The organism is Streptomyces sp. NPDC001822 (genome assembly GCF_042892135.1).
In the GTDB taxonomy this organism is placed as follows: Bacteria; Actinomycetota; Actinomycetes; order Streptomycetales; family Streptomycetaceae; genus Streptomyces.
This window is the reverse complement of the sequence record NZ_JBIATW010000022.1, coordinates 16909-31010: the sequence shown is the minus strand read 5'-3', so window position 1 is coordinate 31010 and position 14102 is coordinate 16909. Positions and strand designations below refer to the sequence as shown.

General features: G+C 71.6%; 12 protein-coding genes and 1 pseudogene. 6 read left to right on the top strand and 7 right to left on the bottom strand.

Annotated features, from left to right (window positions below; genetic code table 11):
* Positions 1–23: 23 nt before the first annotated feature.
* On the bottom strand, positions 24–932 hold the full coding sequence (locus ACFYY2_RS32815) for a TauD/TfdA family dioxygenase (RefSeq protein WP_388749833.1): 909 nt from the start codon (positions 930–932) through the stop codon (positions 24–26).
* 888 nt (positions 933–1820) lie between these two features.
* Between ACFYY2_RS32815 and hisC the strand changes: the two genes are divergently transcribed.
* A complete protein-coding gene (gene hisC / locus ACFYY2_RS32810) occupies positions 1821–2912 on the top strand; it encodes a histidinol-phosphate transaminase (RefSeq protein ID WP_388749830.1) in 1092 nt (363 codons plus the stop codon).
* Between the two features lie 258 nt (positions 2913–3170).
* Here hisC and ACFYY2_RS32805 read toward each other — a convergent pair whose 3' ends face one another.
* The gene (locus ACFYY2_RS32805; RefSeq protein ID WP_388749827.1) at positions 3171–3638 is read right to left on the bottom strand and encodes a hypothetical protein; all 468 of its coding nucleotides are present in this window, start codon (positions 3636–3638) and stop codon (positions 3171–3173) included.
* Between the two features lie 1051 nt (positions 3639–4689).
* Between ACFYY2_RS32805 and ACFYY2_RS32800 the strand changes: the two genes are divergently transcribed.
* From ACFYY2_RS32800 to ACFYY2_RS32790, 3 genes and pseudogenes are all read left to right on the top strand, one after another.
* The gene (locus tag ACFYY2_RS32800; protein WP_388749824.1) at positions 4690–5940 is read left to right on the top strand and encodes a cytochrome P450; all 1251 of its coding nucleotides are present in this window, start codon (positions 4690–4692) and stop codon (positions 5938–5940) included.
* 179 nt (positions 5941–6119) lie between these two features.
* Positions 6120–6560, top strand: a complete 441-nt coding sequence (locus ACFYY2_RS32795) for a Rieske (2Fe-2S) protein (RefSeq protein ID WP_388749821.1) — start codon at positions 6120–6122, stop codon at positions 6558–6560.
* Between the two features lie 293 nt (positions 6561–6853).
* A pseudogene (locus ACFYY2_RS32790) lies at positions 6854–7309 on the top strand (pyridoxamine 5'-phosphate oxidase family protein); the annotation flags it as partial.
* A 92-nt stretch (positions 7310–7401) separates the two neighbouring features.
* Here the strand turns inward: ACFYY2_RS32790 and ACFYY2_RS32785 are convergent.
* The gene (locus tag ACFYY2_RS32785; RefSeq protein ID WP_388749819.1) at positions 7402–8733 is read right to left on the bottom strand and encodes an aminotransferase class I/II-fold pyridoxal phosphate-dependent enzyme; all 1332 of its coding nucleotides are present in this window, start codon (positions 8731–8733) and stop codon (positions 7402–7404) included.
* Between the two features lie 36 nt (positions 8734–8769).
* On the opposite strand from ACFYY2_RS32785, the gene ACFYY2_RS32780 reads away from it, so the two are divergent.
* Positions 8770–9456 (top strand): pyridoxamine 5'-phosphate oxidase family protein, encoded by a 687-nt coding sequence (locus ACFYY2_RS32780; RefSeq protein ID WP_388749816.1) that lies wholly within the window; start codon positions 8770–8772, stop codon positions 9454–9456.
* Between the two features lie 151 nt (positions 9457–9607).
* Here the strand turns inward: ACFYY2_RS32780 and ACFYY2_RS32775 are convergent, their stop codons facing one another.
* The 3 genes from ACFYY2_RS32775 to ACFYY2_RS32765 form a co-directional block, all read right to left on the bottom strand.
* On the bottom strand, positions 9608–10684 hold the full coding sequence (locus ACFYY2_RS32775) for a DMT family transporter (protein ID WP_388749814.1): 1077 nt from the start codon (positions 10682–10684) through the stop codon (positions 9608–9610).
* Between the two features lie 84 nt (positions 10685–10768).
* Positions 10769–11311: a Clp protease N-terminal domain-containing protein gene (locus tag ACFYY2_RS32770; RefSeq protein ID WP_388749812.1), complete on the bottom strand. Its 543-nt coding sequence runs from the start codon at positions 11309–11311 to the stop codon at positions 10769–10771.
* 199 nt (positions 11312–11510) lie between these two features.
* Positions 11511–12107 (bottom strand): PadR family transcriptional regulator, encoded by a 597-nt coding sequence (locus tag ACFYY2_RS32765; RefSeq protein WP_388749810.1) that lies wholly within the window; start codon positions 12105–12107, stop codon positions 11511–11513.
* Between the two features lie 270 nt (positions 12108–12377).
* On the opposite strand from ACFYY2_RS32765, the gene ACFYY2_RS32760 reads away from it, so the two are divergent.
* The gene (locus ACFYY2_RS32760) at positions 12378–13199 is read left to right on the top strand and encodes a PhzF family phenazine biosynthesis protein (protein ID WP_388749808.1); all 822 of its coding nucleotides are present in this window, start codon (positions 12378–12380) and stop codon (positions 13197–13199) included.
* Positions 13200–13232: 33 nt separating this feature from the next.
* Here the strand turns inward: ACFYY2_RS32760 and ACFYY2_RS32755 are convergent, their stop codons facing one another.
* Positions 13233–14012: a CPBP family intramembrane glutamic endopeptidase gene (locus tag ACFYY2_RS32755; RefSeq protein WP_388749806.1), complete on the bottom strand. Its 780-nt coding sequence runs from the start codon at positions 14010–14012 to the stop codon at positions 13233–13235.
* Positions 14013–14102: the final 90 nt, after the last annotated feature.

Here is a 14102-nt window from a genome sequence, read left to right as displayed (position 1 = left end):
GGGGATCCTGCGCGGAGCAGATGTCACATGCCGGCGCAGAACGGGTTGATGACCGCTTGGCCGTAGCCGTGTTCGACGCGTTCCGAGGCCGGCCTGCTGTCACGGTCCGGCACGTGCACGAGTGCGCGCTTCAACCAGCGGTCCGTGCCGTCGTAACGGGGTCGGAACGGTACCCGGCCGTGGACGACGACATCGTTGTCCACGACCAGCACGTCTCCCGGCTGCAGCACCAGGCTCTGCGTGACCCGGGTCAGTTCCGACTCCAGCCGGGCGTAGGCCTTGCGGTAGGCCGGGTCGGCGTCGTTCAGCCGGGTGTAGGCAGGGTCGAACCGGATCTGGAGCCCCTCCGGCGTTCGCCACAGGGTGCGGACCGGCAGGGGCGTGTCAGCAGAGCTGGAGGTGTAGGCGTCGTCAGGGAGGATGGGGGCCATCGGCCGGGCCAGCGCATCGACTTCGTCGTCCGTGAGATCCGTCATCCGGACGCTCGACGCGGTTGTCGCCACCCGGTCGTGATTGCGCATGCAGCAGAGAAGCAGCAGGTTGGCCCTGCGCGGGTGGAAGGCGTCCTCGGTGTGCGGGGCGAGCAGCACGGCGCTGCTGGCGCCGGTCTGCTCGTCCTCGTGCCCCGGCGTCGGCACGATGTTGTTGACCATGCGGCCGTTCTGCTGCCCCTGCCACGCGATGGGCTGGCCCATGGCGGACGCGAGCAGAAGCAGGGTGACGTCCCACAGCGCACCGGCGGATCCGGCGACCCGCCAGCTGGCAGGTGTTGGCCCCAGGTCTGCGTCGTCGACGGAGAGCCCGCGCAGGACGTACATGCCGGCGGCGGAGAAGGTCGGAGCGATGATCTCCTTGAGCTGCTCCGGTAAGTCGTCCGCCTCTTTCGCCAGTGAGGCGAGCAGGTCCGGGCTGTCCGGGAGCGAGTCGTCCATGAGTGATTTCGATGCGCTGACCAAGTGATCAGCGAGGCGCCGGTCGAGTGCACGGACCAGCGGACTCGGCGGGGGCATTCGTCGTCTCCTTCAGCAACCAACAGGACGCCTGACGGACCATCAGGTCATGGGGGCGGGAGTAACCGGCACAGCAGGGGCCTTCATGTGCCGACGTGCTCCGACAGTGGTCGGGACTGCTCTTCCTGCAGGTGAGCAGGCCAAGGATTGCTTGTGTTCGATCAGCACCGCTGCTGACGACGCCAGTGAATCAGCAGGTCCGTCACGGCTTCGTCAACGCGTCATAGAGGCGCCGTGAAGGTGGCCGACCGTGCGATCGGCCCAGTCCACTGCGACCACCACCGGGGCACGGGTTTCCGTGCGGGAACTGTCGGCAGGGCCCGGGGTTCCGCGTGCGGGTTCCCCGGGAGCCCTCCGCCCCGGGCCCGCTCGCCCCTGGCCCGGCAGGCGCCGGCTCGTGCGCCGGGACGGCCGACCGGAGTTCCCGGCGCGTCGCGCGAGGGGTGCGCGTGGTCACTGCGCGACGCCGGCCACACCACCCGCCCGCGACGGCCGCGACCGCGCGGCCGGTGCGTGAGGGGAGACGGCACCTTGCGATGCGAAGGCAGTCCGCCGGCCACCCTCCGTCTCCTGCCTTCACGCTGCTTCTACGTTGCGCCGACGCGGCCACGACATGCCCCTGGTTCACTTGCGGATGCACGGCGGTGGTGATCAATGAAGTCCACGGCCGCTCTGCCATGAAGGGCACGGACGTACGGGCGTGCCGCCGCCCCGCATCGCGACTGCGCGGGGGCCTCCTGCGGCAGTCAACCGCGGTCAGTTGCACGGTCCGTGATGCCCCGTCGAACCAGCGGAACGCAGGAGGACCCGATGACCACGAAGAACCCGAGACTGCGTGCCACGTTGGCGGGCATCCCCGCCTACCGGGCGGGCACCGCCGCCGCCGCGACGGATGGAGCCGAGCCTCACATGCTGTCCCGGAACGAGAGTCCGTACCCTCCCTTGCCCGGAGTCATGGAGACCGTGGCCGCGACGGCCGCCTCCGTCAACCGCTATCCGGACCTGGCCTGTACGCGATTGGTACGCGAGCTGTCGGAGCACTTCGGCGTACCCCTGTCCCACGTCGCGACCGGTACGGGATCGGTCGGCGTCGCCCAGCAACTGTTGCAGGCCACGAGCGGACCCGGTGACGAGGTGCTGTACGCCTGGCGGTCGTTCGAGGCGTACCCGATCATCACGCAGATCAGCGGTGCGACTTCAGTGCGGGTCCCGCTCTCCTCGGACGGCAGGCACGACTTGGACGGGATGTTGTCCGCCGTCACCGAACGGACCCGGTTGATCTTCATCTGCAACCCGAACAACCCGACCGGCACAGTCGTCCACAGAGCCGAGCTGGAGCGCTTCCTCGACCAGGTTCCGGACGACGTGCTGGTCGTACTCGATGAGGCCTACCGGGAGTTCGTCTCCGACACACGGGCACCCGACGGCATCGAGCTCTACCGCGAACGCCCCAACGTCTGTGTGCTGCGGACCTTCTCCAAGGCGTACGGTCTTGCCGGCCTGCGTGTCGGCTACGCGATCGCACACGACCCGGTCGCCGAGGCCCTGCGCAAGACCGCCGTGCCGTTCGGGGTGAGCCAACTGGCGCAGGATGCCGCGATCGCATCGCTCCGTGCGGAGGAACAGATCCTGCGGCGGATCGACGTTCTGGTGCGCGAGCGCGCACGCGTCAGAGACGCGCTCAGCGCCCAGGGCTGGACCACGCAGGACACCCAGGCGAACTTCGTGTGGCTGCCGCTGGGTCGGCACTCGGCGGACTTCGCGACAGCGTGCGGCACGGCCGGCGTGATGGTGCAGCCGATACCCGGCGAGGGCGTGCGGGTGACGATCGGCGAACGGGAAGCCAACGACGTCTTCCTGAAGGTGGCCGCCGACTTCAGCAGGCGGCCGGGAGGCCGGTGAGCCGCCGACTCCGTGCCCGTGAACACCGGGATGCCCGCGGCGAACGCGAGGTGGCCGTCGACCGGCACGCGCCTCCTCTCCGGGTACGCGCGACCCGGAGTGTCCCTACGAATGAGCAGGGGCATGTCCGGCTGCTCAAGTCGGATGCGGCATGACTCCCTGAAGACCGCGGACCGATGACCTGCTCGTACGAGCCCCGCGGATGCCCCCGCCACTGTTGCGGGGAACATCCGCGGGGCCTCCCGTCCAGCACCGCTGTCAGGCGCTCAGCACCTCGAAGGCCTCCTCCGCCGCGTCCTTGAGCCGCCCGACCGCCTCGCCGAGACGCTGCTCGTACCGGCCGCGCTCCGAGGCGGCTACCGGCACCGGCAGATCGACCACCTCGGTGATCGCCGCCTCGACGGCGGCGATCTGCGGCACCTTCTTGTTGACCTTGGCCAGGCGCCTGAAGGTGGGGCGGAGCCGCCGGACCGCGGCGACGTCGGCGGGCGTGACGAGTCGGTCCGTGCAGTCGTCGAGGATCTCCTGCAGCGCCAGGACCTGGGTCCGGGCACGTTCCGCCTTGTTGTTGTACGACGTCTTGATCCCCAGGACCGCGCTGAGGCCCACGCCGAGCACGGCGGCTCCGGCAGCAACCCAACTGGCCACACTGCCCGGGTCGGCGGACGCGGTGGCGACGACGGCAAGCGCTTGGCTGGATATGCCAATAGGAATAGCGGTACCCATTAGTCTGTTCTCCGTGTAGAGCCGTACGTCGCCCCAACTGTCCGGTATCGACCGGGACGGCGCGGTTTGAATGAAGGGCCGCTCATGCGCGCTCACGCATGAGCGGACGCTTAGAACTGTGGCCCCGAAGAACTCACTCTTCGGGGCCACAGTCGTGCGTGATCGGGGCGTAACTCGCCCGGCGCACAAGTGGAACGTGAGGACGACCGTTCATCAACACACCTCCTTGGCGGGATCCGCGCCGGCGCTCTGCGCCGCACACGCTCCGGTGGCGCACCTTCACGAAGCGCCCCCGGCGCCGTCAGCGAGGTGCGCCGCGCGCCGGTCACCCGACTCTACTGGGCCGGAGGCCCCTGTCCGCGACCTGGCATCCCGGCCCGACGAGGCGGCACATGAGGGGCGGTCAGGTCCCGTTCGTAGAGATCCGACAGTGCCCCCGAGCGATTTTTGTGGTGGCCGCAACGCGCATTTTCGTCGGCCCGCACCCCCTGCCCCCGCACGCGGTCCCGCTCATCTGAAAATGCCCTGCTCAGGCGTGCGGCGAGTGAAGCGAACGCGTCAGGGCCGTATACGGCCGGTGTGCCGAGGATGGCGACGCGCTGAAGACGGGAGGGCGCCCGAAGTGTGACGTGGTTCACGGTGCGCATCGGGCAGAACATGCCAACTGCGCGCGCACTGCGTGCACATACCGGATCTTGTAGACCGTCAGCCGTGGGCCGTCTCCACGAAGTGGACCGGGGGCGCAGCCGAGGGTTCCGTCTCCACGCGCCACGCGCCCGGCGGATCCGCCGCGCCCGGAAGGTCCCTGCATACACCCCTGTCCGCATCAACGTGTCCCGCCCCGGTCCCCGGCGTCCGCCCACCGGGTGCACTCGGTCGCCGACCGGATCGGCCCCCCTTGGCCTACGCTGGCCATGTTCCGTGCACAGCAGCAGAGTTCGCCCGGCGCATACGCGCCGGCTCATTCTCGGACCCACACCTCGACGTGCCGCCACAGACCGGGGCGGTCCGGGGGGCCGGTCAGTCACTCGTCGTTCCGTCAGGAGCCCTGTTGAACACGCCGCCGGAGAACCTCGCAACCGACACGCCGCACCGCCTGGACCCGTCCGGTGGGTGCCCCCACGCAGCCAACGCGCGGTTGCTGGCCGGGGGCGCCGTCTCGTCGGTTGTCCTGCCGGGTGGGGTGACGGGCATGGCGGTGCTGGGCCATGACGCCCTCAGGGAGTTCCTCGCACACCCCGACGTCGCGAAGGACGCGCGGCACTTCGCCGCTCTGCGGGACGGGGAGATTCCCGACGGCTGGCCTCTGAAGACCTTCGCCACCGTGCAGGGGATGACCACCGCGGACGGGCCGGACCACCGGCGGCTGCGGTCCCTCATGAGCAGGGCGTTCACCGCGCGGCGGGTCGAGGAACTGCGCCCACGCGTCGAGGAACTGATCATGTCTCTGCTGGACGACCTGGAACGCGAGGCCGTTGCGCACGACGGCGTCGCGGACCTGCGCAGGCACTTCGCCCTACCGCTCCCGATGAGCGTCATCTGCGAACTGCTCGGCGTGGACGCGGAGCACCACGACAGGCTGCACGACCTGTCCAACCGGATCGTCGCCACCGACATCGGCCCCGCTGAGGCCATGGCCGCGAACCGGGAGATGGTGGAGGTGCTCGGCGCGGTCGCCGCCGCCCGGGCCGAGAACCCGCGTGACGACCTGATCAGCGCACTGATCGCGGCCCGGGAGGCGGACGGCGACCGACTCGGTCCGCACGAGCTGATCGGCACTCTGATGCTGACCGTCATCGCGGGACACGAGACGACGCTCAACCTGATCACCAACGCCGTGCGCGCCCTGTGCACCCATCGTGACCAGCTCGCCCTGGTCCGGGCGGGCACGGCGAGCTGGGCGGACGTGGTCGAGGAGACGCTGCGCTGGGACAGCCCGGTCAGCTACTTCCCGTTCCGCTATCCGATCCGCGACCTGACACTCGACGGCACCCTGATCCCGAAGGGGACCCCGGTCCTGGCCGGATACTCGGCGGCGGGGCGCGACACGAAGGCGCACGGCCCCGATGCCGGACGCTTCGACGTCACACGCCACGGCAAGGCCCGCCACCTCTCGCTCGGCCATGGCGCGCACTTCTGCCTGGGGGCACCGCTCGCCCGGATGGAAGGCGCGGCAGCACTCCGGCATCTGTTCACACGCTTCCCCGCGCTCACTCTCGCGGTTCCGGACACCGAACTCCCGAGGCACGCCTCGTTCGTGGGGAACAGTGTGCGCGAACTGCCGGTGCGCGTGCACGGCTGATCCGTCCGTGCCGCGCGCACAGCGCCGGACTGCCGGGTCGTCAGGAAGTCCCGGTCACCGCTGTGTACGGCCGTGAAACCCTCGAACCCGGGAAGCCGGTCGGCGTGGGGCTGAACGCCGGGCCGCGCGGGTCCGTATCCCCGTGCGAAGACTCGTACACCGATGAAGGGAATGCCGGCATGAGCGCATCGCAGGAGCGTCAGGTCCACCTCGGGCGTCGTACCGTCGTGGCGGCGGTCGGCGCGGCGGGGGTGGCCGCCGCTCTCACCGCGTGCGGCGGCTCGAAGGACGGCGAGGGCTCCGACACGGTGCAGCCGGCCGGAAAGGGCGGCGGTGAGGTACTCGCCAGGACCAGCGACATACCCGAGGGCGGAGGGGTCGTCTTCGCCGACAAGGGCGTGGTGGTGACCCAGCCGACCGCGGGCACGTTCAAGGCCTTCTCCTCGAAGTGCACGCATCAGGGCTGCGCGGTCAAGGGCGTCGCGGACGGATCGATCAGCTGCCCGTGCCACGGCAGCACCTTCGACGCGACGACCGGAAAGGCCACGGCCGGTCCCGCGACACAGCCACTGCCCGAGACGCCGATCAAGGTGGCGGACGGCTCGATCACCCTGGCGTAGCAGGGGGGCGGCTCCCGGGACTCCGCCGGAACGCCTGCGCGTGCCCGCACGCCACTCCTGCGGCGACGGTCGTCAGGTGTTCCGGCCCGCGGCGGAGGCCCCGCCCCGTCCCCCGGCCGATGCCCGCGCGTCCCCTCCGCCGGGCATCCTCATCCGTCACGCGGCCGGACCCCGCACCGCGGGCTCACGACGGAGGTGTCTGCACCGGCGCTGGCCATTGCCCCAGGGCCGGCGGCAGCTCCATGCTGTCGGGCATCCGCACGATCCCCGGCGAACGCAGGAGGGCCCCGCCCATGTCCGTCACCCAGCGCCGAGGCCGCCGGATCATGATGACCGCCGCCGAAAGGGACGCCTACCTGACCGGTCAGCGCACATGCCGGGTGGCCACGGTCTCCGCGGAAGGGCTCCCGCACGTGGGCGCGCTGTGGTTCGTGTGGGACGGCACCTCGCTGTGGCTCTACTCCCTCACACGCAGTCGGCGCTGGACACAGTTGCGGCGGAACCCCGGCATCGCCGTCGTGATCGACGACGGAGAGGGGTACGGCGAACTGCGCGGCGTGGAGCTGTCGGGCCTGGCGGAGTTCGTCGGCGAAGTCCCGCGCACGGGTGAGGACTGCGCCGAACTTGCGCTTCCGGAGCGGCTGTTCGCCGTGAAGTACTTCGGTCTGGACACACTGCCGCACGATTCCCGGCATGCCTGGATCCGGCTCACCCCGGAAGCCGTCACCTCGTGGGACTTCGGGAAGCTGACCATTCCCCGGACCGGTCAGCCGGCAGACGATTCTCCGGACCGGTCAGCCGGCCGCCGGCCGGCGCCGCCCGCGGGAGATGCGCGAGGAGATCAGCCGTAGCTGACCGGGCGGGCGGGCCGTGCCGCCACCGCGACCGCGTCCGCCAGCGGTCCGATGTCGGCGGCGGACAGCGAGGACACGGTCAGCCGCACCCCCTGCGGCGACGCCATCCGGAAGCGTGCCCCCGGGGCGACCGCCCAGCCGGCGTGCAGCATCCGGGCCACTGCCCCGGTCTCGTCGCTCACGGGCACCCACACGTTCATCCCGGTCCGCCCGTAGGCCGGCACCCCCCGCTCACCCAGCGCCCGGATCAACGCGTCCCGCCGCTCCCCGTAGGACCCGGCGACCTCCACCGGATCCACGGTGCCGGACGCCCACAGATGGTGCACGGTCCGCTGGAGCAGACCGCTCACCCAGCCGGGACCCAGTTGCTGACGCCCCGCCACCCGGTCGACCGTCAGCGCGTCACCGGTGAGCACGGCGAGCCGCAGATCGGGGCCGTACGCCTTCGAGGCGGAACGGACGAAGGCCCAGTGTTGCGTGACGCCCGCGAGCGGGTGCACCGCGAGGTCGACGATCGCATGACCGTGGTCGTCCTCGATCAGAAGCACCCGGGGGTGCTCGGCGAGGACCGTCCGCAGCGCGGCGGCCCTCGCGGAACTCACCGCGGCACCGGTCGGATTCTGCGCCCTGTCGGTGACCACCAGAGCCCTGGCGCCCTCCCGCAGAGCCCGCTCCACATCGCCGGGCAGAGGACCTTCGTCGTCCAGCGCGACCGGGACGGGCCGCATGCCGAGCGCCGGGATCAGATCGAGCACGGCGCCCCACCCCGGATCCTCGACGGCTACCGGGTCACCGGGCCTGAGGTGCGCGGTCAGCACACGCTCGATCGCGTCGAGCGACCCGGACGCGAGCGCAACCGGCCCGGCCGGGACACCGTCGGCGTCCAGCTCCGCCCGCACGAGGCGTTCGAGTTCGGGAAGCACGGGGGCATCACCGTACAGGCCGGGCCTGTCGGCGTACGCCCGCGAGGCCGCCGCCAGTGCCGGACCGAGGTCGGGCAACAGCTCCGGGTCCGGATTGCCGTCACCCAGCTCCCGCACGCCGGGCGGGGCTTCCACCCGGAGGGAACCGCGTGCCGTGCCGGCCGGTCGCGGACGCACCCGGCTCCCCCGCCTGCCCGCCGTCTCGATGACTCCGCGCTCGCGCAGCATGCGGTACGCGGCGGCCACCGTGTTCGGGTTGACCCCGAGCTGGAGCGCCAACGCCCGCATGGGCGGGAGCACATGACCGGGCGCGAGGTCACCGGAGGCGATCCCGCGTTCCACGCTCGCCGAAATGTCCGCTGCGCCCCGCCCACTGATCCGATACTCTTCTAGCACAAACATGATTATGCACTAGCGCAATGGAGTGAGCAAATGCCGGACACCTGTACACCCGCCGCCTCCGGAGCCGCCGCCTACGAACCGACGGAGCGCACGGTGCCGAGCCGCTCCAGGGAGCGCGCCTCGTACGACAAGGAGACCGTCCACGCGATACTCGACGCGGCCTACCTCTGCCATCTGGGCTTCGTCCGCGACGGCGCGCCGGTGGTACTGCCCACGCTGTTCGGCCGGATCGGCGAGCGGCTGTACGTCCACGGCTCGACCGGATCGCGCCCGCTCCGCGAGGCGGGTGCGGCCGACCCCGGCATCGCGGTCTGCCTGACGGTCACGCATGTCGACGGCCTCGTGCTGGCCCGCTCCGCCTTCAACCACTCGATGAACTACCGCTCCGTGGTGGTGCACGGAACCGCCCGCACCGTGACGGACCCGCAGGAGCGCCGCGTCGCGCTCGACGCCATCGTCGACCAGGCCGTGCCCGGCAGGTCCAAGGACTCGCGTCCCGCGGACAGGAAGGAACTCGCGGCGACCGCGGTGATCCGCCTCGACCTCGACGAGGTCTCCGCGAAGATCCGCACGGGTGGCCCGAGCGACGATCCGGACGACGTCTCCCTCCCGTACTGGGCGGGCGTCGTCCCGGTGGCCCGGACCTACGGGACACCGGTGCCGGCCGACGACCTGGACCCGGCGGTCCGGGTGCCGGGCTACCTCGGCGCGCTCTGAGCCGCCGTCGACGGAACGCGGAGAGCAAGGGCGCCGGGCCCCGGTACGCGGAAGGCAGAGGTGCCCGACCCAGGTACGCGGAAGGCAGTGGCGCCGGGCCCCGGTACGCGCGAGGCCACCTCACGCCCGGCCAAGGGCGGCCGATGCAGCGTCATCGGCCTGGACCGGACCCGGCCGCATCGGCCCGGAACGAGCCCGGCCGCTCGGACAGTTCGCCCTCGGGGCCGGCCGGCTCCCCGGCCTCCACCGCTTCCGTGCCCAGCGGGCCCGGCCCCGACGCGACCGGCCCCGTTGGCGCCTTGGGCGGCTTGGGCGCGGACGACTGGGCGATGACGGCCCCGATCAGGACGACGGCGCCGCCCGCCAACTGCGGTAGGGAGAGGTGTTCGCCCAGCAGCACCCGGGCGAGCACGGTCGCGATGACCGCCTCCAGGCATGCGACGACCCCGGCCACCTGGGGCGAGAGCAGCCGCACCGAGACGACGCCGGTGACATAGGCCAGGACCGTCGCGAGCAGCACGATCCAGCCCAGGAGCACCCAGGCCGGGACGCCGCGCCCGTTCATGACCGCATCGCCGCCGAGCACCGCCCAGTCCATCCCCCACGGCCTGGCGGCGACGGTCATCACGACCGTTCCCACCAGCAGCCCGTACGCGATCACACCGAAGGGGTGCGGAGGTGCGGCATCCGCCCTGTCCCCGCGACCGGCGCCTTGGTCCGACAGGACGAAGTAGCCCACCTGGCAGCAGGCCGCACCGAGCGCGAGCAGCAGTCCCACCGCGTCGAAGCCGAGCCCGGACCACACCTCGACGACACATGCGAGCCCGCCGACCGCGAGCACCACGCCGACGGCGGCGGCCCTGGTGACGGCCCGGCGCTGGACGAACCGCACCCAGCCGAGGACGAGGGCGGGAGCCAGGTATTCGACGAGCAGGGCCACCCCGACCGGGATGCGCGAGATCGCCGCGAAGTAGCAGGCCTGGACACCGGCGACGGCGAACAGCCCGAAACCCGCCAGCAGGACGGGCCGCTCGCGGACCAGAGCCCGATGCCGCCACGCGACGGGCAGCATGACGAGAGCGGCGCCCGCCAGCCTGAGCCACACCACGTGCAGCGGGTCGAGCCCCGCCTCGATCAGCGGCTTGGCCGCCACCCCTGAACCACCGAACGCGAGAGCCGAGGCCAGGGCCAGGCCCAGTCCGGCGCTTCTCCCCTGAGACGCATGCATCGGCACATCATGGCAGCAGCGGTCAGCAGCGTCACCCCCTGATGGACCTGACCTCTGCGTGCCCCGACCTCCACGCGCCCATGATCACCACGGCTGCTCCCCCGCGACCAGCCGCTCCTGGGTGCGGGCGGCCAGCCGCGTGACCCCGACCCCGGCCCGCTCCAGGACCTCGACCGCACGACAGCGGGGATCGGCGAGCAGCGCGGCCAGCAGATCCAGGCCGTCCGCGTGGGCCCGTCCGCGCCGGGCGGCATCCCGGCCCGCCCGTTCCAGCGCCGCCGCCGCGGGCGGCGACCAGCCTTCACCGCCGGGCTCGGGTACGACCGGCACCGCGCCCGAATCCTCCCGCGCACCCTGCCACCGGAGGCCGTAGCCGATGCTGCGCTGCACGAGGTAACCGAGGACTCTGGCCAACTGCGGCGCCCCGTCGAACACTTCCCGGACCGCGATGTCCGACTCGACGAGCGAGTGCAGGAGATGGGCGGTGTCGACGTGGCGGTCGCCGTCCCGCAGCGCGCGCCGGCGCGCGCCGCTCGCCACAGCGGTCATGGCGGGGCTCAGCGCGGCGCCTTCGCCGGGCCGGTTCGGCGGAGCCTGCTCGGGGAGATCTCGTGTCCGGAACTGCACCACTCCACCCCATCAGTCCCGAGCGGCGAAAACATCCCCGGTACGGCTCATCCCGCATCCCGCGAAAGGCGGGGGCCGTCGGGGGTTCCTCATCCTTCTGGATGAGATCAGGCCATCACGGAGAGCATTTCCCGCCGCCCGACGCAAAAGGGGCCCCGCGGACGGGGCCCCTCTCGGACGTTCGGCGGAGCCTCACGGCTCAGTCCTCGTCGGCGAGGATCAGGTACAGCTTCTTCCGGGCGTCCCCGATCACCGTCAACGCCTTCTGCCGCTGGTCGGCCGATCCGGTCTTCCAGACCTGGCCGAACGCCTCCATGAGCCCGAAGCCGGCCTGCCGGATCTCGTTCACGCCCTCCCAGTCGACACCGCGCCCGGCTTCCTCCCAGGGCGCCTCGGGGCCGGACTCGGCTTCCGTGCGGCCGGTCTCGGTCAGGGTGAACAGCTTCTTGCCGCCCTCGCTCGCGCTGATGATCAGCCCCTCGTCCTCCAGCAGCTGGAGGGTGGGGTACACCGAGCCGGGACTGGGCCGCCAGGCCCCTCCGCTGCGCTCACCGATCTCCTGGATCATCTCGTACCCGTGCATCGGACGGTCCTTGAGCAGCGCCAGGATCGACGCACGTACGTCACCACGCCTGGCCCTGCCTCTGCCGCCTCCCCGGCCACGCCCGCCGCCGAAGGGTCCGCCGCCGAAGGGCGGGCCGAAGGGGCCGAACGCGGGGCGGCCTCCGTCGAAATCCCCCCTGCCGGCGCCTCGGCGCCCGGGGCCACATCCGTGTTCGTTTCCATGTGAACGCATGGCTGCGCTCCTCTCTCGTACCGAAACGCGATCCTGTCGTTGAGCTGTCGCGATAACTCAACGATATATCGGAAACTATCGGCTGCCAAGAACCCGTGCCCTGAGCGAAGCGGCAGGGACGCCACCGCCCAGGACGCAGACGGAGCAGAGACGGATCCCGGACGTCCGGCATCCTCGGAAAGCGTCCGGGACGTGCCGCACGCTCGGGCGAGCCGCACGTCCGTGATTGGCCTTGGACCGCACCGAGCCGTCACCTCTACCGTCGGCGGCATGAAGATCCGCATCGTCGACGCCTTCACCGACCGCCCCTTCGCCGGGAACCCCGCCGGGGTGCTCCTCCTCGACGCCGGCCCGTTCCCCGAGTCGGCCCGCCTCCAGCTGATCGCCTCCGAACTCAACCTCTCGGAGACCGCCTTCGCGCACCCGCTGCCGCCCGGCGGTGAGGCGGACTGGGCGCTGCGCTGGTTCACCCCGGCCACCGAGGTGGACCTGTGCGGACACGCGACACTCGCCGCGGCCCACGTCCTGCACACCACGGGTACAGCGAGCGGCACCGTGCGGTTCGCGAGCCGTTCCGGCGTCCTCCGTACGGTCGCGCACACGGACGGCACCCTCACGCTGGACTTCCCCACCGCACCCCTGACGCCGGTCCCCGCTCCCGCGGGACTCGCGGATGCGCTCGGCGCGGCACCCCTCTCCGTGCACGACACGGGGGAACACGTCGGCGACCTCCTGGTGGAGCTGGCCGACGAGTCCGCCGTACGCGCACTGCGTCCGGACTTCGCCTCACTCGCCGCGTGTTCCCGCCGCGGTGTCATCGCCACGGCCGCTGCCGACGACCCGGCGGGCGCGTACGACTTCGTGTCGCGCGGCTTCTTCCCGCGGGTCGGCATCGACGAGGACCCGGTGACCGGCAGCGCGCACACCGCCCTGGCCCCCTTCTGGTCGGCCAGGCTCGGCCGCGAGGACCTCACAGGCCTTCAGGCCTCCGCCCGCTCGGGTCTGGTCCGCACCTCACTGCGGGGCGGGCGCACCCTGCTGACCGGCAGCGCCGTGACGGTCGTCGACGGCGAGCTGCTCACCTCGCTCTGAGCACGCCGGAGCCGAGCCGGCCCGGGCCGCGTGTCAGGGGGTGGGCAGCCAGCCCACCTTCCCCGCGAGCAGGGCGTATCCGACGAACGCCCCGATGTCGAGCAGCGCGTGCGCGACGACCAGCGGCCCGACCCGTCCCCAGCGCCTGTACAGCAGCACGAAGACCACGCCCATGACCACGTTGCCGATGAACCCGCCGATCCCCTGGTAGAGGTGGTACGAGCCGCGGAGCACGGAGCTCGCCACCAGCGCGGCCATCGGCGTCCATCCCAGCTGCCCGAGCCGGCGCAGGAGGTAGCCGATGACGATGACTTCCTCGACGAGGGAGTTCTGCACGGCGGAGAGGATCAGGACGGGGAACTTCCACCAGACCTCGGGCAGCGACTCCGGGACCACGGTCAGGTTGAAGCCCCCGGCGCGGGCCGCCAGATAGAACGCCAGCCCGGCGCTGCCGATGGCGGCCGCGACCAGAGTGCCCCGGCCGAGGTCCTGCCGGGGCCGGGTGCGGTCCAGTCCGAGGGTCCGCAGACCGGCCCCCTCGCGCATGAGGAGGTGGGCGACCAGGGCGACCGGCACCAGCGCGGTCGCGATGCCGAACAGCTGCCAGGCGAGGTCGAGCCAGGGGCGTCCCGGTGCGTACGACCCGTTGAGCGTCGCGGCCTGGTCCTTGAGGCCCCCGGGTTTCGTCAGCGATCCGACGAAGCTGATCAGGGCGGAGACGCCGCTGGCCCCGAGGGAGAGAGCCAGCACGAGCAGGGTCTCCGGCCTCAGGACCCGCGGGGACGCCTCCTCCCGGGGAATGGTTGCAGTCACGCGACCCGCCTTACCTGTACGCCTGCCGTCGGTTGTGCGTCCTAGCTTGCCCGACGGCCCGGCGGTGGCGGGACACCGGGCGGCCCGCTC